Genomic DNA, 23,699 nt, shown 5'->3' with positions numbered 1-23,699 from the left:
ATGAGGCATCCTGGCGGAAGCGAGAGCCTGATCGGGCAGGGGCCCTGACAAGTCGTGACGATTTGAAGATCGGTAAGGCGAGGCGCTCGCCGGAGGAGAAGGCGGCGCGCCAGTGACATTCGCCGGGCTGGATTGCCCGGGCAAGGGAGGAAATATGTTTGAACGGCTCTTCAAGCTGAGTGAGCACAACACGTCGGTCCGCACCGAACTGGTCGCCGGCCTCACGACATTTCTCACAATGTCGTACATCATCTTCGTCAATCCCGACATCCTTTCGACGACCGGCATGGATCGTGACGCGATCTTTGTCGCCACCTGCATCGCCGCAGCACTCGGCTCTGCCGTCATGGCGCTCGTGGCCAACTGGCCGATCGGCATGGCGCCTGGCATGGGGCTCAATGCCTTCTTCGCTTTCACCGTGGTTGCCGCCCTCGGCTTCACCTGGCAGCAGGCTTTGGGCGCCGTCTTCATCTCGGGCCTGATCTTCGTCTTCCTGACGGTGACCGGCGTTCGCAGCTGGCTGATCGAAGGCATTCCGCATTCGCTGCGCAGCGCCATCGCAACCGGCATCGGCCTCTTCCTCGGCATCATCGCGCTGAAGAACGCCGGCATCGTCGTCGACAATCCGGCAACGCTGGTGGGGCTCGGCGATCTCAAGGCCACTGGCCCGCTGCTTGCCATCTTCGGATTCTTCGTCATCGCGGTGCTTGATGCGCTAAAGGTGCGCGGCGCCATCCTGATCGGCATTCTCGCGGCGACCGTACTGTCCTGGATCACCGGTGTCAGCGAATTCCGCGGCATCGTCTCGACGCCGCCGAGCATCGCCCCGACCTTCCTGCAGCTCGACATCGTCGGTGCCCTGCATGGTGGCCTGATCCATGTCATTCTCGTCTTCGTTCTCGTCGAAGTTTTCGATGCGACCGGCACGCTGATCGGTGTCGCCAAGCGCGCCAACCTCATCCAGGAAGGCAAACGGAGCCGTCTCGGCCGGGCACTTCTGGCCGACAGCACGGCCATCGTCGCCGGTTCGCTGATCGGCACGAGCAGCACCACCGCCTATGTCGAAAGCGCGTCGGGCGTCCAGGCCGGCGGGCGCACCGGCCTGACGGCGCTCGTCATCGCCATCCTGTTCCTCGCTTCGCTGTTCATCTCGCCACTCGCCGGCTCGGTGCCGACCTATGCGACGGCCCCGGCACTGCTCTACGTCGCGGGCCTGATGATGCGCGAACTGACGGAAGTCGATTGGGACGACCTGACGGAGGCCGCGCCGGCCGCGATCACGGCGCTCGCCATGCCGTTCACCTATTCTATCGCCAACGGTCTGGCTTTCGGCTTCATCAGCTACGTCGTGCTGAAAGTCTTCACCGGCAAGTGGAGCGTCATCCACCCGGCAACGCAGATCGTCGCCACGCTTTTCGTCGTCCGCTTCGCCTTTTTCGCGGAGTGACGGAATCCGCGAGGCGGTGAACAGCCGTCTTCACAGCCAAGACGAGAAATCCTGGGCCGGGCCGCATTCATCGCGGCTCGGTTTTCGTGGCGAATCCGCATCTTCCGCTCTTGGCCGGAAGCGGCCAGCCGATCCACCGCCCGATGCGGGGTTGGTGGCCGAGCTGAGGGCCCTACCCATAGAAAAGATTCGCTTTGCTGCCGGTGCTTGCTATCCTCGCGGGCCTACAGCCGCATTGGAGGGCCGTCATGTACATCAAAACGATCGAACCCGACCAGGCAACGGGCGAAATCGCATCGCTTTACGATGCCGAGAAAAAATCAATGGGCCGTGTGATGCAGGCGACGCAATGCTGGTCCGCCCGCCCCGATGTGATTGTTCCAATTGAGAACTTGCTGCATCAAATACGAGACGGCTTTTCACTCGGTCTCTTGAACTTTCGGCTGATCACCTTCATTGCGGCTCAGCATGTCCCTTCAAGCTACTGCTCTCACGTATACTTCCGCAGCCTTTCTGGCATGCTCGGCAGGGAGCAGGCGCTGGCGGTTCGAAGGGATTATCGGAACGCCGGGCTGGACGATCAGCAGGTCGAGATGCTCGCCTATGCGGAGCAGATTACCCGCAATGCATCGCAGATAACCGAAGCCAATATTCAGCGGCTGCGGGGCGTCGGTTTCACCGATGTCAACATTGCGGACATCGCATTGGCTGCCGCGTTCCGCGGTTTCATGAGCCGCTATTTCGATGCGGTGGGCGCCACGGTCGAGCCCGAGTTTCTCGATGACGATCCAGCGGTCAGAGAAGAGATGGCAACCGGCCGAAAGTAGTGCGCAAATGGGATGGCCCGGCATTGGCCCGCGGTTGGTGCTGGCTGGCCGAAGCAGAAGCACTTACGCAAAAAATAACCTAGCGAAGGTCGTCAGTTCAGGTTTTTGATCGAATTACCGTCGCATAAAGTTGCCGGAGGGGCTTTGATCAGCGGATCAAAAAAGGCTGTTCGTAAAAATGCTCTTCCAGATTGACGCCATCACCGCCGCGATCCACCACGGCGAAATCGGAGATGCCCTCAAGCGGCGTGAGGATGCCGTGCCATACGTTGCGACCGATATTGACGCCCTGTCCAGGCGCCGTCCTGAAAGCGATCGGCTCGCCGGGACCGTCACCCGTTTCCTCGGCCACGACGACGAGGAACGGATTCTCGCTCAGTGGAATGAAGGCTTGGCTGCCCAGCGGGTGGCGCTCGACCATCGTGAGTTCCAGCGGCAGCGGATAGGGCTCGCCGCGCAACAGGCTGATCATCGGTCGCGCCTTTTCGCCGGTTGTCTCGATCCTGGCGAGATCGTGATAGCGCACGCATTTGCCCGCATTGATCGGGAAGTTCGGCGCTCCTTCGGTTTCCAGGACCTCGCCGAAGGGCGCAAAGGCCGCGCGCGTCAGCGGCCTGATCTCGATCGTTTTCATCTGTTCCTCCTTCTCTCCAACCAGCGCGGCCAGGGCCGCGGCGTGTGTCAGCCTGGCAGCATGTCGGCAAGGCGAAGCAGCGCGATGCGCTCCACCTCACGGCAGGCGGTATCGAATTCGGTCTGCCGGTCATTGCCGATGCGCCGTTCGAATGCAGCCAGAATGTCGTTCTTGGCGAGACCCCTGACCGCGATAATGAAGGGGAAGCCGAAGGTCTTGACGTAGCGACTGTTGAGATCGGTGAACCGAGCGCGCTCGGCATCCGTCAGCGCATCGAGACCGGCGGAAGTCTGCTCGCTGGTCGAACTTTCCGTCAGCCGTTTCGCTTGCGCCAGCTTGCCGGCGAGATCGGGGTGCGCGTTGAGCACGCCGAGCCGCTTTGCTTCGCTTGCGGTCCGGAAGGCGGCCGTCAGCGCGGCGTGAAGGCCGATTGCAGTATCGTTCGCTGGCCCGAGTTCTTCGGCGAATGCGCGCCGGGCGATCCAGTCAGAATGCTCGAAGACGCCGCCGAAGCGGGCCACGAATTCGTCCGCCGTCAGGCGCGATGGGCTGTCCTTCTTGGGCCGAAAGGGATGCGCGCTTGCCCAGTGCTCGGCAATGTCGATGCGGCGGGCGATCCAGACCTTATCGTGACTCTTCACGTAGTCGATGAACCGGGCGAGCGCCGTGGCTCGTCCCGGACGGCCGGCCAGCCGGCAGTGCAGGCCGATATTCATCATCTTCGGCGCACCGGCCGCACCCTCGGCGTAGAGCACGTCGAACGTGTCCTTCAGGTAGCTGAAGAACTGATCGCCGCTGTTGAAGCCCTGCACAGTCGCAAAGCGCATATCGTTGGCGTCAAGCGTGTAGGGAATGACGAGTTGGTGTCGGCCCGCATGCTCGTGCCAATAGGGTAGATCATCCGCATAACTGTCTGAGACATAGGCAAAACCGCCCTCCTCAGTCACGAGGTCGACGGTGTTTTCAGAGCAGCGGCCGGTGTACCAACCGCGCGGCCGCTCGCCGGTGACGATCTCGTGGAGCCGAATTGCCTCCGCGATCTGCCTGCGCTCTTCGTCCGGGTCCATGCCCTTGTGCTCGACCCATTTCAACCCGTGCGAGGCGATTTCCCAGCCGGCTTTCCGCATGGCATCAACCTGTGCCGGCGAACGCTTCAGCGCCGTCGCCACGCCATAAACGGTGACGGGAACCTGCCGCTCCGTCAGCAGTCGGAGCAGCCGCCAGAAACCGGCGCGGGCGCCGTATTCGTAGATCGACTCCATGTTCCAGTGGCGCTGCCCTGGCCAGGCCTGCGTACCGACGATCTCCGACAGGAAGGCTTCCGACGCGCTGTCACCATGCAGCACGCAATTTTCGCCGCCCTCTTCGTAGTTGACGACGAATTGCACGGCGATGCGGGCGCTATCCGGCCAGACGGCAGCCGGCGTGGTCGCGCCGTAGCCTTGCAGATCACGCGGATATCTCATGAAGCCCTCCTCCCAAAACAACGATTGGCCGATTTGTAACGAGAAAACGCGCGCGCCATTCCCCCCGAAAGTTTTGAAAGTCTCGAAGGATCAGCCCGCTACCGAAGCAAAGTGGGTTGAAGGATAGTGGCCGAATGAATGCAGTCTTCGGAGGGTGAAACGCATGCAATCCCACATTGGTCGGCTGACCACCCATGTGCTCGACACGGCGCTCGGCAAACCGGCCGAAGGCCTGCGCATCGACCTTTTCCGCGTCGAGGGCGACAAGGCCGAGCAGATCGGCTCGACCCGGACCAATGCCGATGGGCGCTGCGATGCGCCGCTTCTCTCCGGCGAGCAGATGACGGCCGGTGTCTACGAACTGCGCTTCCACGCCGGCGATTATCTCGGCAACAATGTCGGTGAGGTCTCGTTCCTCGATATCATCCCGATTCGCTTCGGTATTGCCGAGGAGGCCGCGCATTATCACGTGCCGCTGCTTCTGTCGCCCTACAGCTATTCAACCTATCGCGGGAGCTGAGGGATGACCGTGCAGATCCGCAATTCGATCCGTTTCCTGCTCAACCACCGCCCTGTCGAGCTCTCCACCGTCTCGCCGGTGCAGACGTTGCTCGATTTCCTGAGGCTCGAGCGCAGTCTGCGCGGCACCAAGGAAGGCTGTGCCGAAGGTGACTGCGGTGCCTGCACCGTGCTTGTCGGGCGCCTCCTGGATGGCCGGCTGAAATATGAGAGCGTCAACGCCTGCATCCGCTTCGTCGGCTCGCTCGACGGCTGTCATGTCGTGACGGTGGATTGTCTCGCCGCGCCCGGCGGTCCCTTGCATCCGGTGCAACAGGCGATGGTTGATACCCACGCCTCGCAATGCGGCTTCTGCACGCCGGGCTTCGTCATGTCGCTCTATGGCCTGTGGATGGAAAACGCGAAGCCCTCGGTCGAGGAGATCGAAAAGGCGCTGCAGGGCAATCTGTGCCGCTGTACCGGCTATGCTGCCATCATCCGCGCGGCCGAGGCAATCTCGACCATCGGCGATCTCGGCCGCGATCCTCTGGTGCTGGAACGGGAGACGATTGGCCAGAAGCTGGCGGCGTTGAAGGACGGCAAGCGCGTCGTCATCGGTGAAGGCGTCGAACGCTTTGTCCTGCCTGCCTCCGTTAGCGACCTTGCGGACATTTACGAGGCCGAGCCCGAGGCCCGCATCGTTGCCGGTTCGACCGATGTAGGCCTGTGGGTCACGAAATTCATGCGCGATATTTCGCCCGTCGTACATCTCAGCCATCTCGACGAGCTTCGGCGAATAACTGTGGACGAAAGCGGCGTTACCCTCGGGGCCGGCGTGAGCTACACGGACTCCTTTCCGGTCATCACCGAGCATTTTCCGCAACTCACCGAACTCTGGAACCGGATCGGCGGTCAGCAGGTCCGCAACATGGGCACCATCGGCGGCAATATCGCCAACGGTTCGCCGATCGGCGACACGCCGCCTGCGCTGATCGCACTCGGTGCATCGGTCGTCCTGCGCAAGGGCAGGCAGAACCGCAGGGTGCCGCTTGAGCGCTTCTTTATCGAATATGGCAAGCAGGACCGTGAGCCCGGCGAATTCGTCGAAGCTGTTCGCATTCCATTCCTCGACGAGAATGCGCGCTATGCGGTCTACAAGGTCACCAAGCGGCTGGACGAGGACATCTCCGCCGTTTGCGGCGCCTTCCATGTGACGTTCGACGACGGCGGCAAAGTTGCGGACACGGTCATCGCCTATGGCGGCATGGCCGGCACGCCGAAGCGAGCGGAGAACGCCGAAGCCGTTCTGAGAGGCGCCGCCTGGAACGAAGCCTCGATCGACGCCGCCATGGATGCGCTAGGCTCCGATTATACGCCGCTAACGGACTGGCGCGCCTCGGCCGACTATCGACTGCTGGTCGCGAAGAACCTGCTGCGCCGTTTCTATCTGGAAACGGAAGGTGCTGAACCTGTTCGGCTCGATCGCAAGACCTCGTTGGCCGTGTGAGGAGATGAAGCCATGAACGTGATGCAACCCATCGATCGCATCCGCGGCGGCGTACACGAAAAGCAACGGCACGAGTCCAGCCACAAGCATGTGACGGGAACGGCCGAATATATCGACGACATTCCGGAACCGTTAGGCACGCTGCACGCCTATCTCGGCCTGTCTGAGCGCGCCCATGCCGAGATCCTGTCGATCGATTTCGAGGCGGTGAAGTCCGCCCCCGGCGTGATCGGCGTCCTGACGGCGGCGGATATTCCCGGCGAGAACGACATCAGCCCGGCGCACAGGCACGACGACCCGGTCTTCGCGACGACAAAAGTCGAATTCCACGGCCAGCCGATCTTCGCTGTTATCGCCGGGACTCGCGACGCAGCCCGGCGGGCAGCGGCAAAGGTGAAGATCGAATACAAAGACCTGCCGCACGTGACCGATGTGATGGAAGCGCGGGCGGCTGGCTACCCACTGGTCATCGATCCCTTGAAGCTGAAGCGTGGCGATATCGCTGTGGGCTTTGCAAAGTCGAAGAACATCGTCGAAGGCGAGATGCGCATCGGCGGCCAGGACCATTTCTACCTCGAAGGCCATATCTCCTTTGCCATTCCCGGTGAGGACGACGAAATCACCGTCTACTCCTCGACTCAGCATCCGAGCGAAACCCAGCACATGGTCGGCCAGGTGCTCGGCGTCCCCTCCAACGCGGTAACCGTCAACGTGCGGCGCATGGGCGGGGCTTTCGGCGGCAAGGAAACGCAGGCAAACCTGTTTGCCGCCGTCGCAGCGCTTGCGGCAAAGACATACGGCCGCGCGGTGAAGATCCGTCCGGACCGCGACGACGATATGACCGCGACCGGCAAGCGTCATGACTTTCACGTCGGCTACAAGATCGGCTTCGACGACGCGGGCCGCATCGAGGCAGTCGACGCCGTCTTTTCCGCCCGCTGCGGCTTTTCGGCCGACCTTTCCGGGCCGGTGACCGACCGCGCGCTCTTCCATGCGGATAATTGCTACTTCTATCCGCATGTGCGCCTCAGGTCGCGACCGTTGAAGACCAATACCGTCTCCAACACCGCGTTCCGCGGCTTTGGTGGCCCGCAGGGCATGGTCGGCGGCGAACGCATGATCGAGGAGGTCGCCTATGCCCTTGGCAAGGACCCTCTCGATATCCGCAAGCTGAATTTCTACGGGGGGGAAGGGCGCAATCTCACGCCTTACCACCAGACAGTCGAAGACAACATCATCGGCCGCATCATCGAGGAGTTGGAGACTTCGTCCAATTATGCCGCGCGACGGGAGGAGGTCCTCGCCTTTAACCGCAAGAGCCGGATCATCAAGCGCGGCATCGCGCTGACGCCCGTCAAATTCGGCATCTCCTTCACCAAGACGGAGTACAACCAGGCAGGTGCGCTCGTGCATGTCTATTCGGACGGCTCGATCCATCTGAACCACGGCGGCACCGAGATGGGGCAGGGGCTCTACACCAAGGTGGCGCAGGTGGTGGCCGACGAATTCCAGGTGGATCTCGATAGTATCAAGGTGACGGCGACGACCACGGGCAAGGTGCCGAACACGTCGGCGACCGCCGCCTCGTCCGGCTCGGACCTGAACGGCATGGCCGCCGCCAACGCGGCCCAGCAGATCAAGGCGCGGCTTGTGGCGTTCGCGGCCGAACGCTGGGGTGTTAGCGAGAACGATGTCGCCTTCGAGCCGAACACGATCCGCGTCGGCATTGAACGCGTACCCTTCGCCGAATTCATCAAACTCGTCTATGGATCGCGCGTCCAGCTTTCGGCGGCCGGTTTCTACAAGACGCCGAAGATTCACTGGAACCGCTCCGAGGGCCGGGGACGTCCGTTCTTTTACTATGCCTATGGCGCGTCCTGCTCCGAGGTTAGCGTCGATACGCTGACGGGCGAATATCAGGTCGACCGAACCGACGTGCTCCACGATGTCGGCAAGTCGCTCAACCCGGCGCTCGACATCGGCCAGGTGGAGGGCGCCTTCGTGCAGGGCATGGGATGGCTGACTACGGAAGAACTCTGGTGGGACGACAAGGGTCGCCTGCGCACCCATGCGCCGTCGACCTACAAGATCCCGCTCGCCTCCGATCGACCGCGCATTTTCAACGTGAAGCTTGCAGAATGGTCGGTAAACCGCGAGGAAACGATCCGTCGCTCCAAGGCGGTTGGCGAGCCACCCTTCATGCTGCCGATCTCGGTGCTCGAAGCGATCTCCATGGCGGCGGCGAGCGTTGCGGAGTATCGTATACCACCGCGCATCGATGCGCCGGCGACTCCGGAACGGGTTCTGCTCGCTGTCGAGCGCTTGCGGCGGGCCGCAAAGAACGGGTGAATTGGCATGGATGCCGGACGCGAAGACATCAGGGACTTTCTGCGCCGTGAGGCAGATTGCGTGCTGGTCACGGTGACGGGTGCTGCCGGCTCGACGCCGCGCGACACCGATGCCTGGATGCTGGTGTCGACTGAAAGCCTGTTCGGCACCGTCGGCGGTGGTCAGCTTGAATATATGGCGATCGATCACGCCCGTCGCGCTTTACGCCAGGGCGTATCGGCGGAGCCCATGAACATCCCGCTCGGCCCGGAAATTGGCCAATGCTGCGGCGGCCGCGTCGGCCTTTCGTTCACGCCGGTCACGGCCGATGTCGCGGCTTCTCTCATTGCACGGAGCGACCGCGAAATGGCAGAGCGCCCGCATGTCTATGTCTTCGGAGCCGGCCATGTCGGGGATGCGCTGGCCAGCGCGCTTTCGCTGGTGCCGGTGCGTACCGTTTTGGTCGATACGCGCGAACAGGAATTGGCGGCATCCAAAGCCCAGGGTATCGAAACCTGCCTCACCCCCATGCCCGAAGCGGTCGTACGCGACGCTCCCGCCGGCAGCTCCTTCGTCATCCTCACGCACGACCATGCGCTTGACTTCCTGATCGCGGCCGAGGCGCTCCGTCGCGACGATGCGGCCTATGTCGGCATGATCGGCTCCAAAACCAAGCGGGGCACCTTCAAGAACTGGCTCGCCCGCGAGATCGGCCGCCCTGAGCTTTTCGGCCAACTGATCTGCCCGATCGGCGGCACGGCCGTGAGGGACAAGCGCCCCGCGGTGATTGCGGCGCTGGCCGCGGCGGAAATCATAACGGCGGCACTCAATCATGCGCCGGTCAAACCCGCCGTGCGCAAAGATGCCTGAGCAGGACGAACCAAATCCTTAGACTTCGCGGCCTTCGAAAGAATCCCGTTCCTAGTTGAAGTCGCGTAAATTAGACGCCGGCTCGGCGAGTATCTTGCCGATCAGCCGCTGACAGCGTTCCGCCATGAAATCGATCATCAGCCGGACTTTTGGATCCTGGAAGCGCTTGTGCGGATAGATCGCGGCGAGCTGGACGCTGGCGGGCGGCGTGTCTTTCAGGATTTCGACCAGCGTGCCTTCGTTGAGGTAGCTCTTCACCTCGAAAAGCGGCTTGTTGATGATGCCGCGGCCTTCGAGAGCCCATTGCGTCAGCACGTCGCCGTCATCGGAATCATAGGGCCCGCCGATCTCGAATTTGCGGATGCCCTCAGGTGTCTGCAGGTTCCAGTAATATTCCTTGGAGCCCGGATAGCGCAGCAGGAGACAGTCGTGGTTGTCGTCGATCAGCGCGTCCGGCGTCGCCGGCGTACCGCGCTTTTCCAGATAGGCCGGGGCGGCGCAGACGACGCGCTGACAGTTCAAGATGCCGCGCATGCGCAGGTTGGAATCCTCAAGCACGCCGAGCTTGAAAGCGACGTCGACGCCTTCGCTCAGGATGTCGACATTATGGTCGGAGAGGCGCAGGCGCACCTCGATATCCGGGTATTTATCGTGGAACTCCGGAATGCCCGATGCGATCAAGCGCCGGCCGATACCGAGCGGGGCGGTGATCCGCAGCGAACCCTTGGGGTTGTGCGAGAGATCGGCGATGGCGCTTTCCGCCTCGTTCACCGCTTCGATGATCTTGACTGCGCCCTGGTAGAAGACGCGTCCGTGTTCGGTCGGCGACAGCTTGCGCGTTGTGCGGTTGAACAGCCGCACGCCGAGATGCCGTTCCAGCTCCTTGATGCGGTTGCTGGCGACAGCCGGGGTCACCCGCTGGTCGCGGCCGGCGGAGGAAAGAGTGCCGAGTTCGACGACCCGGACGAAGACGCGTACATTATCGAGATAAGACATGACGCATTTCTATCATATTGCCTTTCATACCACAGCGGGGGTGATCTTATACATTTTTTTGAAAGTGTTGGCGATTAACCGGCATTTCGGCGAAAGTCGCACGATGGCAAAACTCTCCCGAACGAGGGGAGAACCCACATGTATGAATATGCCATTGCCTGGGACTGGCTGACCTTCGCGGTCCGCTGGCTTCACGTCATCACTGCGATCGCCTGGATCGGATCGTCCTTTTATTTCGTCGCACTCGACCTCGGCCTGCGCAAGCGCCCGGATCTTCCGGCCGGCGCCCATGGCGAGGAATGGCAGGTCCATGGCGGCGGGTTCTATCACATCCAGAAATATCTGGTGGCGCCGGCCAACATGCCCGAGCACCTGATCTGGTTCAAATGGGAAAGTTACGTCACCTGGCTGTCGGGCTTCGGCATGTTGTGCCTGGTCTACTATGCGGGCGCCGACCTCTACCTCATCGACCCGAACGTGCTCGACGTTTCCAAGCCGGTTGCGATCGGCATCTCGCTTGCGTCGATCGCCTTCGGCTGGCTGATCTACGACCTGATCTGCAAGTCGCCGTTCGGCAACGACAATACGCGGCTGATGGTGCTGCTCTACTTCATTCTCGTCGGGATGGCCTGGGGCTATACGCAGCTCTTCACCGGCCGCGCCGCCTTTCTGCATCTCGGCGCTTTCACCGCTACGATCATGTCGGCCAATGTCTTCTTCATCATCATTCCGAACCAGAAGATCGTCGTCGCCGACCTGATCGGCGGGCGCACGCCGGATGCGAAATACGGCAAGATCGCCAAGCAGCGCTCGACGCACAACAACTACCTGACGCTGCCGGTGCTGTTCCTGATGCTGTCGAACCACTATCCGCTGGCGTTCGGCACCGCATACAACTGGATCATTGCTTCGCTCGTCTTCCTGATGGGTGTCACCATCCGGCACTATTTCAACACGCGCCACGCCAATGCCGGCAACCCGACCTGGACCTGGCTGGCGACCGCGCTGCTGTTCATCACCATAATGTGGCTGTCGAGCATTCCGAAAATCGTGAGCGGCGAACCGGAAAAGATGTCTGCGGCGCAACAGCCGTTCATCACGGCGCAGGCCTTTCCGAGGGTGCGCGACACGATTCTTGGCCGCTGTTCGATGTGCCATGCCAGAGAGCCGGGTTGGGAAGGCATGATCGTGCCGCCCAAAGGCGTGATACTGGAGAATGACGCCGAGATTGCCGGCCATGCCCGCGAAATCTATCTGCAGGCGGGGCGGTCGCACGCCATGCCGCCCGCCAATGTGACCGGCATTTCCGACGACGAGCGCAAGCTGCTGGTCGCCTGGTACGAAGCGGTTGTAAACGGAGAGAACACCCAATGAAGGACCTTTTGATCCGCGGACGCGTGCTCACCTTCATCGAGGAACCGCAGGGTATCGATGATACCCAATCCTATCTGACCGTCGAGGATGGCGCGGTCCTGGTTCGCGACGGCAAGATCGCGGCCGTGGGCGACTATGCCGAGATCCGCAGGACTGCTGGCGCCGACGTGACGATCGCCGACCACCGGCCGCATCTCGTGCTGCCCGGGTTGATCGACACCCATCTGCATTTTCCGCAGACGCAGGCAATCGCATCCTATGGGGCACAGCTGCTCGAATGGCTGAACACCTATATCTTCGTGGAGGAGCAGAAATTCGCCGCGCCGGAGCATGCGGGCTTCGTCGCCGGTCGTTTCATGGACGAACTGATTGCGAACGGTACGACCACGGCGGTCGCCTATTGTTCGGTCCATCCCCAAAGCGTCGACGCCTATTTCGCCGCTGCGGCTGAGCGCGGCATGCTGATGATCGGCGGCAAGGTGATGATGGACCGTAATGCTCCCGAAGCGCTGAGGGACACGCCGCAACAGGGTTATGACGAGACCAGGCGACTGATCGACAAATGGCATGGCCGGGGCAGGGCGCAGTATGCGATCAGCCCGCGCTTTGCCATCACCTCGACGCCCGCGCAGATGGAAATGAGCCGGGCGCTCGTTGCCGAGCATCCGGATTGCTACGTGCAGACGCATCTGTCGGAAAATAGAGACGAGATTGCCTTTGCCACCTCGCTCTTTACTGCCGCCAAGGACTATACCGACATCTATGCACACTACGGGCTGCTGACAGAGAGGACGCTGCTCGGGCACTGCATCTATCTGAGCGATCGGGAGATTTCGGTACTGGCAGAGACCGGCGCGGTCGGGGTGTTCTGCCCGACCTCCAATCTTTTCCTAGGCTCTGGCCTGTTCGACCGCGACCGTTTCGACCGGCTCGGCGCCCGCTGGTCGGTAGCGACCGACGTGGGGGCGGGCACCAGCTTCTCGATGCTGGAGACGATGGCCGAGGCCTACAAGGTGCTTCACCTCAACGGCCAGCGCCTGTCGCCGCTCAATTCGTTTTACCGGATGACGCTCGGCAATGCCCGGGTGCTTGGCCTGCAGGACAAGATCGGCTCGCTGCACGCAGGGGCGGATGCCGATATCGTCATCCTGGATTCCAGTGCCAAGCCGGCGATGGAACTGCGGATGCGCACGGCAACCTCGCTCGCCGAGGAACTCTTCATCCTGCAGACCATGGGCGATGACCGTTGCGTGGCTGAGACTTATGTGGCCGGCAAGGCGATGAAGGGCCGCAGGATCGCGGCCCGGAGGGAGCTGGAAACAGCATGAGTCGCGGCAGTGTTAGCGCCCGAATGAAAGGATGCGAGTTCCCGATCCTGGTCCGCAGACGGCCGACTGCTATGACCTCGCTATCGGGAGGGTATAGCGCGCGAATATGCAGGTGACGATGCTCGGATGCCGATGGTGACCGGTAGCCTGCATGCATTGTGGCGGCGCTCTGTTTCTCTCGTCACAATGTGATATGGATCGGATCCGGCGAAGGACACCGGGCCAAGGTCGTCGCATGCCGAACACCACGCAGCGACATTGAATACGGCCTGCGTTGCAAATCCGCTATGGATATAGAGGGTAGGAACATGAGCGAGTTGCCTGATTGGCTGTCCGACGCAAAGCCGATCAGTCGGAAAAACGCTGCTGAGGCGGTGTTCGAGGACATTCGCTCGGCAATCACATCCGGTCAGCTCGCGGTTGGCACGCGGTTTCCATCCGAGGCACAGCTGGCCGAAAGGTACGGCGTCAGTCGTCCTATCGTGCGCGAGGCGCTGCGCTCGCTTCAAACGCTCGGACTGACGCAGACGCGTACCGGTAGCGGCACTTATGTTGTCACGGCGACGCCGAGCCCCGAGCTCATCTATGGTGGCTATTCCGCTCGCGATCTCATAGAGGCCCGACCGTTCATCGAGGTGCCGGCTGCCGGGTGGGCAGCACGGCGTCGTACGGATCGCCAGCTCGAGATTTTGCTGGAATTGTGCAACAAAATGGACGAGCAGGAAGAGCCGCAACTGTGGGTGCTGCTCGATTCGCAATTTCACGGCATGATCGCCGAAGCCTCGGGGAATGCTCTCTTCGCAAAAATCGTCGCCGATGCCAGTGAAGCACTGTCTCGACAGTCGGAGATGGTGAACCTGATGGCAGGCCGGCGCTCGGCATCCAACCTTGAGCACCGCCGGATCGTGGAGGCGATCAAGGCGGGCTCGGCACAAGAAGCGCGTGAGGCAATGCAAACGCATCTGGGTGAGGTGGAACAGGTCGTGTCTACGTTGATTGGCGAGGATCAGGCTCACCGTTCATGACCGCGACCATGTTGGCGAGGTGCTCGGGGCTAAGCGCCTGATCAAGCTGTGCGGCAGAAAGATGTCCGCGCTCAAGGACGACTTCGGGTACTGTGCGGCCGCTGGCGAGCGCTTCCTGCGCCACTTCAGTCGCGGCGTGGTAGCCGATCAGCGGATTGAGGGCGGTGGCAAGCCCGATGGACTCCTCCACGCGCTTGGACATGATGGCGGGATTTGCCTCAATGCCGTCGATGCAGCGCTCCGCCAGGATACGGCAGGCTGCACTCAACTGGCTGATGCTTTGCGAAAGGGCGCGCACGATGATGGGCTCGAAAGCATTGAGCTGCAACTGGCCTGCTTCGGCGGCCATGGTGATGGTAACGTCGTTACCGATCACCGCGTAGGCGACCTGGTTGACCATCTCCGGGATGACCGGGTTGATCTTGCCAGGCATGATACTTGATCCGGCCTGCACGGCCGGCAGTGTGATCTCGCCGATGCCCGCCCGCGGACCCGATGAAAGCAGCCGAAGGTCATTGCATGTTTTCGACAGTTTAACCGCAACGCGTTTGAGCACACCGGACAGGTGAACGAACGCTCCGGGATCCTGCGTCGCCTCGATGAGATCGGTCGCCGTGACCAGCGGCCGTCCGGTCAGGCGTGCGAGGTGGTCGCAGACGCGAGCCGCATATCCCAAAGGGGCATTCAGCCCGGTGCCGATGGCGGTGGCCCCGAGATTGATCTCATGAAGCAGCGAAGCTGCTTCGAGAAGACGGGCCTGGTCCTCACCGAGCATCACGACGAAGGTCCGGAATTCCTGGCCCAGCGTCATGGGGACAGCATCTTGCAGTTGCGTCCGCCCGAGCTTGATGAGCGCGGCAAACTCACGCGCCTTTCGGTCAAAGGCGGTCTTCAGAATGGTCATGGAAGCCGCAAGGTCGTCGACCGCCTCGATCAGCGCGATGTTGATCGCCGTCGGATAGGCATCGTTGGTCGACTGGCTGAGATTGACATGGTCGTTCGGGTGCAGGTGGGCATAGTCGCCTTTGCGCTGGCCGAGCAGCTCAAGGGCGCGATTGGCGATGACCTCGTTCGCGTTCATGTTGGTCGACGTTCCGGCCCCGCCCTGGATGTCGTCCACGACGAACTGGTCGTGAAGGGCACCGGCGCGGATTTCGCGGCAGGCCTCGACGATAGCCTCCATCCGCGCTTGATCCAAAAGGCCAAGCTCGTGGTTTGTGAGTGCCGCAGCCTCTTTCACGCAAGCCAGGCCGCGGACAAGATAGGGATTGCGCCCGATCGTCATGCCCGTGACCTGGAAATTTTCCACCGCGCGCGCGGTGTGCACCCCCCAATAGACGTCTGCCGGGATTTCCTTTGTCCCCAGCAGATCATGTTCCGTGCGCGTCATGACCACTTCCTCTCCTCGGTTCGATTATCTGTCTAGCTGTCTGACAGATCGTGTTAGGACTAGTAGATGCGTAACCTGCCGTCAATACACGTCTCTGCTCTTGACGATCGAACGCATCTCCGACTATCAGCTGTGTAAATCTGTCAGGCAGCTTTACAGAAGGTTTGTTTCGCACCCTGTGATAGCCGCCGAGCAGGAGCCGTCTCGGCACCGGACGCCGAGGCTTGAGCATGAACAGCGAATTCTAGGGAGGAGTGCTGTCAATGGAACCAACGAGAACCACACGGGCCGAACGCGAGGTATTCGTCGAGGAGGATCTTGGATACCATAAGGCGCTCAAGCCAAGGCAGATCCAGATGATCGCCATCGGCGGGGCGATTGGTACCGGGCTCTTCCTGGGCGCGGGCGGACGGCTGGCACAAGCCGGTCCCGCACTCGTATTTGTCTATGCGCTCTGCGGCTTTTTCGCATTCCTGGTGCTGCGTGCGCTCGGCGAACTGATCATGCATCGCCCCAGTTCAGGCTCCTTCGTTTCCTATGCGCGCGAGTTCTACGGCGAGAAAATGGCCTTCGCCGCGGGATGGATGTATTGGCTCAACTGGGCGATGACCTCAGTGGCAGACGTGACGGCCGTTGCCCTCTACATGAACTTCTTCAAGCATTATGTTCCCTGGCTGGCAGGGGTCGATCAATGGGTGTTCGCTTTGACGGCGCTGATGATCGTCCTGGCCATGAACCTGCTATCGGTCAAGGTATTCGGAGAACTGGAATTCTGGTTCAGCTTGATCAAGGTCCTGTCTCTTGTGACCTTCCTCGGTGTCGGCATCTATTTTGTCATGTTCGGCGCTCCCATCGACGGGCAGTCCGCAGGATTTAGCATCATCGCCAATAATGGGGGGCTGTTCCCGAACGGGGTTCTGCCTGCGTTTGTCATTATCCAGGGTGTCGTGTTTGCCTATGCCTCGATCGAATTGATCGGAACGGCAGCCGGTGAAACGGCCGACCCACGCACGGTCATGCCCCGCGCGATCCGCACGGTCGTTACCCGCCTCGTCGTCTTCTACGTCGGCTCGGTGCTGCTGTTCTCGCTCCTCTTGCCCTATACGGCGTACAAGTCCGGCGAAAGCCCTTTCGTAACGTTCTTCGGTTCCATCGGTGTCGAGGGCGCCGACGTCATCATGAACCTGGTGGTGCTGACCGCCGTGCTCTCCTCGCTCAATGCCGGCCTCTATTCCACCGGACGCATTCTCCATTCCATGGCCGTGTCCGGATCTGCTCCTGCAGCGCTGGCGAAGATGAACAAGGCGGGCGTCCCTTATGGAGGCATTGCTGTGACCGCCGTCGTCACTGTTCTCGGCGTAGCGATGAATGCGGTCGTGCCTGCCTCGGCCTTCGAGATTGCGCTCAATCTCTCTGCCCTGGGTATCATCAGCGCGTGGGGTGTCATCGTGCTTTGCCAGCTCAAGCTGTGGCATCTGTCCCGCCTGGGCGAACTCAAGCGGCCCGATTTCCGTATGTTCGGCGCGCCCTATACCGGCATCCTCACGCTTGCATTCCTCTTCGGCGTCTTGGTGCTTATGGCCTTCGACTACCCGATCGGCACCTGGACTATCGCCTCGCTTGCGATCATCGGTCCGGCGCTGATCCTCGGATGGTATTTGCTGCGCGCACGCATCCATGGCCTGTCCATCGAACGTGCCGACGGAACGGAAGCCTTGAGCGAAGGCGGGCGCTCTTGAACACCAGGCAAACCTATCCGCTGGTGGCTGCAATTGCCACCGGCGGCACTATTGCGAGCAGACGCAACGCCGAGGGCGCGAGCATGCCTGCCCTTGCGGGAGAGGATTTGCTTGCCCTGGTTCCCAACGCCGGTGCCCGGCTGCAATCCATCGACCTGATGGCGAAAGACTCCGCAAGTCTGACGCTTGCCGATATGCAACTCATCAGCGATACCGTGGGACTGCAGATGAACGACCCGAGCGTGGCCGGAATTGTTGTTCTGCATGGGACCGACGCCATGGAAGAGACGGCGCTGCTCGTGCACTTGCAGCACGCCAGCATAAAGCCAGTCATCTTCACCGGCGCGCAATTTACCGCTGATCATCCCCAGGCGGACGGGCCCGCAAATCTCGCCCTTGCGATCGAAGCGGCTACAGATCGTCGCCTTGCTGGTCGAGGCGTTCTCGTGTCGTTCGCAGGCAGGCTCCTGCCGGCGTGGGGAGTATACAAGCGCCGCGCCGACGATCCGGATGCGTTTCACTCGGCAAGGCCGACGGCGTACGTTGCGAGCCCGCGCCTGTCCAAGCCGGTATCCGATGTCCGGGTGGATATCGTTGCGGTCTATCCCGGTTGTGACGCCGCGCACATCCATGCAAGCCTCGATGCGGGTGCCAATGGCATCGTGCTCGCCGCCCTTGGCTCCGGCAATGCCAACCCCGCCGTCATTGAAGCCGTCAGGTGCTGCACGCAAAAGGGGATCCCGGTCGTTGTTTCGAGCCGGGTTCCCGACGGGCTATTGATGCCGAGCTACGGCGGCGGTGGCGGCGGGCACGATCTTGCCAAGGCTGGAGCGATCCACTCGTCGACGCTGCGACCCGGCCAGGCGCGCATCCTGCTTGCGGCGCTTGTCGCCGCCGAGAGCTCATTTCCTTCAATCGTCCGCGCATTCGGCGACTGGCCCGAGGATTCTCCGCGCGCCGCCTGAAATGAGCGGAAAAAGCCGCTTGCGACACATCTGCGTTCAACGCCAGTCCGGTGCGGCGAGAATCCGTTCCGCCGACACGGGTGGCGAGGTTCAGATCATGCCGCCATTGGCGCGCAGGACCTGGCCGTTGATCCATGCGCCGTCCGGGCCGACGAGGAAGGCGACCGCAGCGGCGATGTCTTCCGGTGTCCCGAGGCGTTCCAGCGGGTTCATTTTCGCCATGCGGGCGATCAGTTCCTCCGACTTGCCGTTGAGGAAGAGGTCGGTGGCCGTCGGACCGGGGGCGACCGCGTTGACGGTGATCGACCGGCCGCGCAGTTCCTTCGAGAGGATGGCGGTCAGCGTTTCGACGGCGCCTTTCGTTGCAGCGTAGACGCCATAGGTTTCGAGCTTCAGACCGACGACGCTGGTCGACAAATTGACGATCCGTCCGCCCTCGCGTAGCCGCTTTGCGGCCTCCCGCAGCGTGTTGAACGTGCCTTTGAGATTGATCGCGACCTGGCGGTCGAACACAGCGTCCGAGCTTTCGGCGATCGGCGAGAGTGTCATGATACCGGCGTTGTTTACGAGGACGTCGACTCCGCCGAAGGCGGCGGCCGCTGCGTCGAACAGGCGCCGGACGGCCTCGGTATCGCTGACGTCGGCTTTCGCGGTGAGCGCCCGACCGCCCTCGTCTTCGATCTTTTTGGCCAATGACTCGGCTGGAGCGGCATCGCCGGAGTAGTTGATTACGACGGTGAAGCCGTCCTTGGCGAGGCGTTCGGCAATGGCGGCGCCGATGCCGCGGGAGGCCCCGGTGACGATCGCTACCTTGGTGTTGCCATCGGACATTATTATACTCCTTACGTGTTCTGCGCCGCGGCGCGGTTCGATGAGGAGAGAATGAGCCTTTCCTTGCTGCGGATAATCAGCCATTCTCCCGCATCACTATTCGGAAATGGCGAACAATCACCATGGACAGATTTGAGGCAATGCGGGTTTTTACCCGCGTGGTGGACCGGCGCAGCTTCACCCTGGCTGCCGAGGACACAGGGCTTCCGCGCTCCACGGTGACCGACGCCGTTAAGCAGTTGGAGGCGCGGCTCGGCGTGCGCCTGCTGCAACGGACGACCCGCCATGTGAGCCCGACACTGGACGGAGAAGCCTATTACCGACGGTGCCTGACGATTCTTTCCGATATTGAGGATGCGGAGGGAGCCTTTGCCAGTGCGAAACCGAAGGGCCTGCTGCGCGTAGATGTGCATGGTCGACTGGCGCGGCATTTCCTGCTGCCGGGTTTGCCGGGGTTCTTCCGCGAGTACCCGGATATTCAGCTCTATATGAGCGAGGGCGACAGACTGGTCGACCTTGTCCGCGAAGGAATCGATTGCGTGCTGCGCGTTGGCGACCTGCAGGACAGCGATATGATCGCACGGCGCGTCGCGCTGTTGGACGAGGTGACCTGCGTCTCGCCGGCATACATCGCCCGCTTCGGCGTGCCTCAGAGTCTGGACGATCTTTCCGGCCACCAGATGATCGGTTTCTGGTCTACGGCAATCGGCGGGCTGCTGCCACTGGAATTCACGGTGGGCGACGGGATCCGCCACGTCTCCCTTCCGGCCACCGTGTCGGTCAACGGCGCCGATATGCTGGCCGCAGCGGCGCGGCTGGGGCTCGGGATCATGCAGGCGCCGCGCTATGCACTGGAGGACGACCTGAAAAGCGGCGCGCTCGTTGCCATCCTGCCGGACCACCCGCCAAGCCGCACGCCTGTTTCGCTGCTCTATCCGCGCAGCCGCCAGTTGTCGCCGCGCGTGCGTGTTTTCATCGACTGGCTTTCCCGCGAGTTCATCGCCCGGCAGGACGGAAGCTGAAAATAATCCGGATCGAGGCTTGCCTTTCGGGCTGCCGCTACCCACATCCGCGCCTCCAGCCGCATCGTCCAGATTTCTGGACGCGTCCCACGTATGTCTTTCGACCTCGCTGCTTGCCTCATTCCGTTTCGGATTGCGGGCCTGTGCGTTAGAGGTGCAAAATGCGTGAGTTTTCAGGATTACCGACATGAACGCACACGATATCGCCGAGATTTCCGCCTGGTTGACGACGCAGGGGATCAAGGGCACCGACGAGATGGATATCGTCAATGGCTTCTGTCAGCGCGCCCGCGCCGCCGGCATGCGGCTCGACCGCGGTCTCGCGCTGATCGACACGCTGCACCCGGTCTATGAAGGGCGAGCCTTTCAGTGGGACAGCCAGGAGCCTGTGAATACCGCTTTCGAATATGGTCCGACCAATGAGGGCGTTTCGGCGGAAAACTGGGAGCGCTCGGCGTTCCACTATCTGCGCGAAAACAACAAGAGCGAAGTCCGCCGCCGCCTCGGTTTTGGCGATCCGCTCGATTTCTTCACGCTGGATACGCTCCTGGCCGCCGGCCACAAGGACTATATCGCAATGATCCATCGGTTCGCCAAGGACAGCCATATCGGCGACATGGACTGTTTCTACTCGCACTGGACGACGATGGATGAGGGCGGATTTCGCGACGAGGACCTTTCTGTACTGCGGCAGTTGGTGCCGGTGCTCGCGCTGGCGATCAAGTCCGGCTCGCTGACCCGCATCTCGCGCACCATTGCCGAGGTCTATCTCGGCGAAGACGCCGCCAGGCAGGTGCTTGAAGGCCGCATCTCGCGCGGCAAGGCCGAGCGGATTTCGGCGGTGCTGTGGTTCTCCGACCTGCAGAACTACACCCGTATTTCCGACAACCTGCCGCCCGACGAGATCATTCCCTTCCTCAACGACTATGCCGACGTGGTCATTTCCTCGATCCACGAGGCGGGCGGTAATGTGCTTAAGCTTATCGGCGACGGCACGCTGGCTATCTTCAAAGCGGAGGAACGCGAGGATGCCTGTACGCGTGCCCTGCTTGCCGAGCAGCTTCTGCGGGAAAAACTGAAAGGCTTGAACGAGGAGCGGCGGCAGGAGAACCGGCCGGTCACCGAGGTCTACCTCGGGCTTCACATCGGCGACGTCTTTTACGGCAATATCGGTTCCAGCGACCGCTTGGACTTCACCGTCATCGGCCCGGCCGTCAACGAAGTCAGCCGCATCGCATCGATGTGCCGCTTCGTCGATCGCAGCGTCATCATGTCCTCGCAGTTCGTCGCCGCCGCGCCGCCGCCGCGCAATGCCGAGGTGGTCTCGATCGGCCGTTACGCGCTGCGCGGCGTCAAGCGGGCGCAGGAACTGTTTACGCTGATGCCGCTGGAGAACATCGAGGCATAGCGGCCGGCCCGGGCCGATTGACTGTGCCCCGGCAGCGCAACTCCGCGGACCGGTGCGGCGGTCAACGTCCGGCGTTAGCGCCCCTTCTCGTCGCCCGGGAAAGGAACGGCGCGCGCCCATTGCCCTATTATTCCTTGAAAATGTTTATTTCCATTCTGTGGGAATGATTTCCATTATCTAATTGCGACCTCAATAAAAAGGACTACCCTTCCTCTCAGATGATGGAGGATCTAGTCATGGCGAAAATGCGCGCGGTCGATGCGGCGGTTCTGGTTCTGGAGCAGGAAGGCGTCGATTGCGCCTTCGGGGTTCCGGGTGCGGCGATCAATCCCTTTTATTCGGCGTTGAAGGCGCGTGGCTCGGTGCGCCACATCCTGGCGCGGCATGTCGAGGGCGCCTCGCATATGGCGGAGGGCTATACCCGCGCCAAGCACGGCAATATCGGCGTGTGCATCGGCACCTCGGGGCCGGCCGGCACCGACATGATCACCGGCCTTTATTCGGCCCAGGCAGATTCGATACCGATCCTCTGCATCACCGGCCAGGCGCCGCGCGCCCGGCTCGACAAGGAGGACTTTCAGTCCGTCGACATCGCCAGGATCGCCGGGCCGCTGACCAAATGGGCAGTCACCGTCATGGAGCCGGCGCTGGTACCCTTCGTCTTCCAGAAGGCGTTCCACCTGATGCGCTCTGGCCGCCCCGGGCCGGTGCTGATCGACCTGCCGGTCGACGTGCAGCTCGCCGAGATCGAGTTCGACATCGACGCCTATGCCTCGCTTCAGCCCTACAAGCCAACGGCGACGCGGGCGCAGGCCGAAAAGGCGATCGCCATGCTGAATGCGGCCGAGCGGCCGCTGATCGTCGCCGGCGGTGGCATCGTCAATGCGGACGCCTCTGATCTCCTCACTGAATTCGCCGAAATCACCGGCATACCCGTCATCCCGACGCTGATGGGTTGGGGCACGATCCCGGACGATCATCCGCTGATGGCCGGCATGTGCGGACTGCAGACCTCGCACCGCTACGGTAATGCCACCCTGCTCGCCTCCGATTTCGTGCTCGGCGTCGGCAACCGCTGGGCGAACCGCCACACCGGCAACGTGCCGACCTATACGGAGGGGCGAAAATTCATCCATGTCGATATCGAGCCGACCCAGATCGGCCGCGTCTTCGCGCCGGATTTCGGCATCGTTTCGGATGCGGGTGCAGCCCTGAAGCTGTTCCTCGACGTTGCCACCGAATGGAGGACGGCGGGCAAGTTGCGCGACTGGTCGGGCTGGGCGGAGGAATGCCGCGAGCGCAAGCGGACCATGCTGCGCAAGACGCATTTCGACCAGACCCCGTTGAAGCCGCAGCGCGTCTACGAGGAGATGAACAAGGCCTTCGGCCGCGACACCTGCTACGTCTCGACCATCGGCCTCAGTCAGATCGCCGGCGCGCAGTTCCTGCATGTCTACAAGCCGCGCAACTGGATCAATTGCGGACAGGCGGGGCCGCTCGGCTGGACCCTGCCGGCGGCACTCGGCGTGCGCGCCGCCGATCCCGACCGGCCGATCGTGGCGCTGTCGGGCGACTATGATTTCCAGTTCATGATCGAGGAACTGGCGGTCGGCGCGCAGCACAGGCTGCCCTATCTGCACGTGGTCGTGAACAATTCCTATCTCGGCCTCATCCGCCAGGCTCAGCGCGGCTTCAACATGGATTTCGAGGTGAGCCTCGCCTTCGACAACATCAACGCCTCGGGTGATGCCGAGAAAGGCTACGGCGTCGATCACGTTGCCGTCGCAGAAGGCCTCGGCTGCAAGGCGATAAGGGTGAGGAGCCCGAACGAGTTCCAGGAGGCCTTCGCGAAGGCAAAGGCATTGATGGACGAATATCAGGTACCAGTCGTCATCGAGTTCATCCTCGAGCGCGTGACCAACATTTCCATGGGCGCGGACATCAATGCGGTCGTCGAGTTCGAGGAACTGGCCGAACGCGGCGAGGATGCGCCGACGGCGATTATGGCTGCCCTGCTCGACTGACCGATGACAAGAAACGGAGG

Annotated in this window: 19 protein-coding genes; 14 read left to right on the top strand and 5 right to left on the bottom strand. The window is 61.9% G+C overall.

Annotated features, from left to right (window positions below):
• Nucleotides 1-154: 154 nt before the first annotated feature.
• Entirely contained in the window at nt 155-1,447 is a 1,293-nt protein-coding gene (locus JNB71_RS14475) for an NCS2 family permease (RefSeq protein ID WP_220372510.1), read from the top strand.
• 248 nt (nt 1,448-1,695) lie between these two features.
• Nucleotides 1,696-2,274 (top strand): carboxymuconolactone decarboxylase family protein, encoded by a 579-nt coding sequence (locus tag JNB71_RS14470; protein ID WP_220372509.1) that lies wholly within the window; start codon nt 1,696-1,698, stop codon nt 2,272-2,274.
• Between the two features lie 148 nt (nt 2,275-2,422).
• Here JNB71_RS14470 and JNB71_RS14465 read toward each other — a convergent pair whose 3' ends face one another.
• Both JNB71_RS14465 and puuE read right to left on the bottom strand, forming a co-directional pair.
• Nucleotides 2,423-2,908 carry an ureidoglycolate lyase gene (locus tag JNB71_RS14465; RefSeq protein WP_220372508.1) on the bottom strand — a complete coding sequence of 162 codons (486 nt, stop codon included), beginning with the start codon at nt 2,906-2,908 and terminating at the stop codon, nt 2,423-2,425.
• 47 nt (nt 2,909-2,955) lie between these two features.
• Nucleotides 2,956-4,374 carry an allantoinase PuuE gene (puuE, locus tag JNB71_RS14460; RefSeq protein WP_220372507.1) on the bottom strand — a complete coding sequence of 473 codons (1,419 nt, stop codon included), beginning with the start codon at nt 4,372-4,374 and terminating at the stop codon, nt 2,956-2,958.
• Nucleotides 4,375-4,537: 163 nt separating this feature from the next.
• Here puuE and uraH point away from each other — a divergent pair, with 163 nt between their 5' ends.
• The 4 genes from uraH to xdhC are packed head-to-tail and all read left to right on the top strand — an operon-like array spanning nt 4,538 to nt 9,577.
• Nucleotides 4,538-4,894 (top strand): hydroxyisourate hydrolase, encoded by a 357-nt coding sequence (gene uraH, locus JNB71_RS14455; protein WP_220372506.1) that lies wholly within the window; start codon nt 4,538-4,540, stop codon nt 4,892-4,894.
• A 3-nt stretch (nt 4,895-4,897) separates the two neighbouring features.
• On the top strand, nt 4,898-6,379 hold the full coding sequence (xdhA, locus tag JNB71_RS14450) for a xanthine dehydrogenase small subunit (RefSeq protein WP_220372505.1): 1,482 nt from the start codon (nt 4,898-4,900) through the stop codon (nt 6,377-6,379).
• A 12-nt stretch (nt 6,380-6,391) separates the two neighbouring features.
• Nucleotides 6,392-8,728 carry a xanthine dehydrogenase molybdopterin binding subunit gene (gene xdhB / locus JNB71_RS14445; RefSeq protein ID WP_220372504.1) on the top strand — a complete coding sequence of 779 codons (2,337 nt, stop codon included), beginning with the start codon at nt 6,392-6,394 and terminating at the stop codon, nt 8,726-8,728.
• A gap of 6 nt (nt 8,729-8,734) precedes the next feature.
• On the top strand, nt 8,735-9,577 hold the full coding sequence (gene xdhC, locus JNB71_RS14440; protein WP_220372503.1) for a xanthine dehydrogenase accessory protein XdhC: 843 nt from the start codon (nt 8,735-8,737) through the stop codon (nt 9,575-9,577).
• 51 nt (nt 9,578-9,628) lie between these two features.
• Here xdhC and JNB71_RS14435 read toward each other — a convergent pair whose 3' ends face one another.
• Nucleotides 9,629-10,573 carry a LysR family transcriptional regulator gene (locus tag JNB71_RS14435; RefSeq protein ID WP_220372502.1) on the bottom strand — a complete coding sequence of 315 codons (945 nt, stop codon included), beginning with the start codon at nt 10,571-10,573 and terminating at the stop codon, nt 9,629-9,631.
• 138 nt (nt 10,574-10,711) lie between these two features.
• Between JNB71_RS14435 and JNB71_RS14430 the strand changes: the two genes are divergently transcribed.
• The 3 genes from JNB71_RS14430 to JNB71_RS14420 all read left to right on the top strand — a co-directional run bounded on the left by JNB71_RS14430 (nt 10,712) and on the right by JNB71_RS14420 (nt 14,300).
• Nucleotides 10,712-11,947 (top strand): urate hydroxylase PuuD, encoded by a 1,236-nt coding sequence (locus JNB71_RS14430; protein ID WP_220372501.1) that lies wholly within the window; start codon nt 10,712-10,714, stop codon nt 11,945-11,947.
• On the top strand, nt 11,944-13,275 hold the full coding sequence (gene guaD, locus JNB71_RS14425; RefSeq protein WP_220372500.1) for a guanine deaminase: 1,332 nt from the start codon (nt 11,944-11,946) through the stop codon (nt 13,273-13,275). Before JNB71_RS14430 ends, guaD begins: the two co-directional genes overlap by 4 nt.
• A 308-nt stretch (nt 13,276-13,583) precedes the next feature.
• Nucleotides 13,584-14,300: a FadR/GntR family transcriptional regulator gene (locus tag JNB71_RS14420; RefSeq protein ID WP_220372499.1), complete on the top strand. Its 717-nt coding sequence runs from the start codon at nt 13,584-13,586 to the stop codon at nt 14,298-14,300.
• Here JNB71_RS14420 and JNB71_RS14415 read toward each other — a convergent pair.
• Nucleotides 14,263-15,690: an aspartate ammonia-lyase gene (locus tag JNB71_RS14415; protein ID WP_220372498.1), complete on the bottom strand. Its 1,428-nt coding sequence runs from the start codon at nt 15,688-15,690 to the stop codon at nt 14,263-14,265. The genes JNB71_RS14420 and JNB71_RS14415 overlap by 38 nt on opposite strands.
• 263 nt (nt 15,691-15,953) lie before the next feature.
• Here JNB71_RS14415 and JNB71_RS14410 point away from each other — a divergent pair, with 263 nt between their 5' ends.
• Nucleotides 15,954-17,429, top strand: coding sequence for an amino acid permease (locus JNB71_RS14410; protein WP_220372497.1), 1,476 nt, complete (start codon nt 15,954-15,956; stop codon nt 17,427-17,429).
• Entirely contained in the window at nt 17,426-18,394 is a 969-nt protein-coding gene (locus JNB71_RS14405; protein WP_220372496.1) for an asparaginase, read from the top strand. The genes JNB71_RS14410 and JNB71_RS14405 overlap by 4 nt, the downstream gene beginning before the upstream one ends.
• A gap of 90 nt (nt 18,395-18,484) precedes the next feature.
• Here the strand turns inward: JNB71_RS14405 and JNB71_RS14400 are convergent, their stop codons facing one another.
• The gene (locus JNB71_RS14400) at nt 18,485-19,225 is read right to left on the bottom strand and encodes an SDR family oxidoreductase (RefSeq protein ID WP_220372495.1); all 741 of its coding nucleotides are present in this window, start codon (nt 19,223-19,225) and stop codon (nt 18,485-18,487) included.
• 122 nt (nt 19,226-19,347) lie between these two features.
• Between JNB71_RS14400 and JNB71_RS14395 the strand changes: the two genes are divergently transcribed.
• From JNB71_RS14395 to gcl, 3 genes are all read left to right on the top strand, one after another.
• The gene (locus tag JNB71_RS14395) at nt 19,348-20,247 is read left to right on the top strand and encodes a LysR family transcriptional regulator (protein WP_220372494.1); all 900 of its coding nucleotides are present in this window, start codon (nt 19,348-19,350) and stop codon (nt 20,245-20,247) included.
• A 187-nt stretch (nt 20,248-20,434) separates the two neighbouring features.
• Nucleotides 20,435-21,655 (top strand): adenylate/guanylate cyclase domain-containing protein, encoded by a 1,221-nt coding sequence (locus tag JNB71_RS14390; protein ID WP_220372493.1) that lies wholly within the window; start codon nt 20,435-20,437, stop codon nt 21,653-21,655.
• Between the two features lie 236 nt (nt 21,656-21,891).
• Nucleotides 21,892-23,679 carry a glyoxylate carboligase gene (gene gcl, locus JNB71_RS14385; protein WP_220372492.1) on the top strand — a complete coding sequence of 596 codons (1,788 nt, stop codon included), beginning with the start codon at nt 21,892-21,894 and terminating at the stop codon, nt 23,677-23,679.
• Nucleotides 23,680-23,699 lie beyond the last annotated feature (20 nt).

The organism is Rhizobium herbae (assembly GCF_019511375.1).
GTDB lineage: Bacteria > Pseudomonadota > Alphaproteobacteria > Rhizobiales > Rhizobiaceae > Pararhizobium > Pararhizobium herbae_A.
This window is presented reverse-complemented; position numbering and strand designations above follow the sequence as displayed.

Bases quoted from the DNA above. Each gene is read 5' to 3' on its own strand.
- xdhA (WP_220372505.1), top strand. From the start codon at position 4,898: ATGACCGTGCAGATCCGCAATTCGATCCGTTTCCTGCTCAACCACCGC.
- JNB71_RS14420 (WP_220372499.1), top strand. From the start codon at position 13,584: ATGAGCGAGTTGCCTGATTGGCTGTCCGACGCAAAGCCGATCAGTCGG.
- JNB71_RS14395 (WP_220372494.1), top strand. From the start codon at position 19,348: ATGGACAGATTTGAGGCAATGCGGGTTTTTACCCGCGTGGTGGACCGG.
- JNB71_RS14390 (WP_220372493.1), top strand. From the start codon at position 20,435: ATGAACGCACACGATATCGCCGAGATTTCCGCCTGGTTGACGACGCAG.
- xdhB (WP_220372504.1), top strand. From the start codon at position 6,392: ATGAACGTGATGCAACCCATCGATCGCATCCGCGGCGGCGTACACGAA.
- gcl (WP_220372492.1), top strand. From the start codon at position 21,892: ATGGCGAAAATGCGCGCGGTCGATGCGGCGGTTCTGGTTCTGGAGCAG.
- JNB71_RS14410 (WP_220372497.1), top strand. From the start codon at position 15,954: ATGGAACCAACGAGAACCACACGGGCCGAACGCGAGGTATTCGTCGAG.
- uraH (WP_220372506.1), top strand. From the start codon at position 4,538: ATGCAATCCCACATTGGTCGGCTGACCACCCATGTGCTCGACACGGCG.
- JNB71_RS14415 (WP_220372498.1), bottom strand. From the start codon at position 15,690: ATGACGCGCACGGAACATGATCTGCTGGGGACAAAGGAAATCCCGGCA.
- JNB71_RS14435 (WP_220372502.1), bottom strand. From the start codon at position 10,573: ATGTCTTATCTCGATAATGTACGCGTCTTCGTCCGGGTCGTCGAACTC.
- JNB71_RS14475 (WP_220372510.1), top strand. From the start codon at position 155: ATGTTTGAACGGCTCTTCAAGCTGAGTGAGCACAACACGTCGGTCCGC.
- puuE (WP_220372507.1), bottom strand. From the start codon at position 4,374: ATGAGATATCCGCGTGATCTGCAAGGCTACGGCGCGACCACGCCGGCT.
- JNB71_RS14430 (WP_220372501.1), top strand. From the start codon at position 10,712: ATGTATGAATATGCCATTGCCTGGGACTGGCTGACCTTCGCGGTCCGC.
- JNB71_RS14470 (WP_220372509.1), top strand. From the start codon at position 1,696: ATGTACATCAAAACGATCGAACCCGACCAGGCAACGGGCGAAATCGCA.
- xdhC (WP_220372503.1), top strand. From the start codon at position 8,735: ATGGATGCCGGACGCGAAGACATCAGGGACTTTCTGCGCCGTGAGGCA.
- JNB71_RS14465 (WP_220372508.1), bottom strand. From the start codon at position 2,908: ATGAAAACGATCGAGATCAGGCCGCTGACGCGCGCGGCCTTTGCGCCC.
- JNB71_RS14400 (WP_220372495.1), bottom strand. From the start codon at position 19,225: ATGTCCGATGGCAACACCAAGGTAGCGATCGTCACCGGGGCCTCCCGC.
- guaD (WP_220372500.1), top strand. From the start codon at position 11,944: ATGAAGGACCTTTTGATCCGCGGACGCGTGCTCACCTTCATCGAGGAA.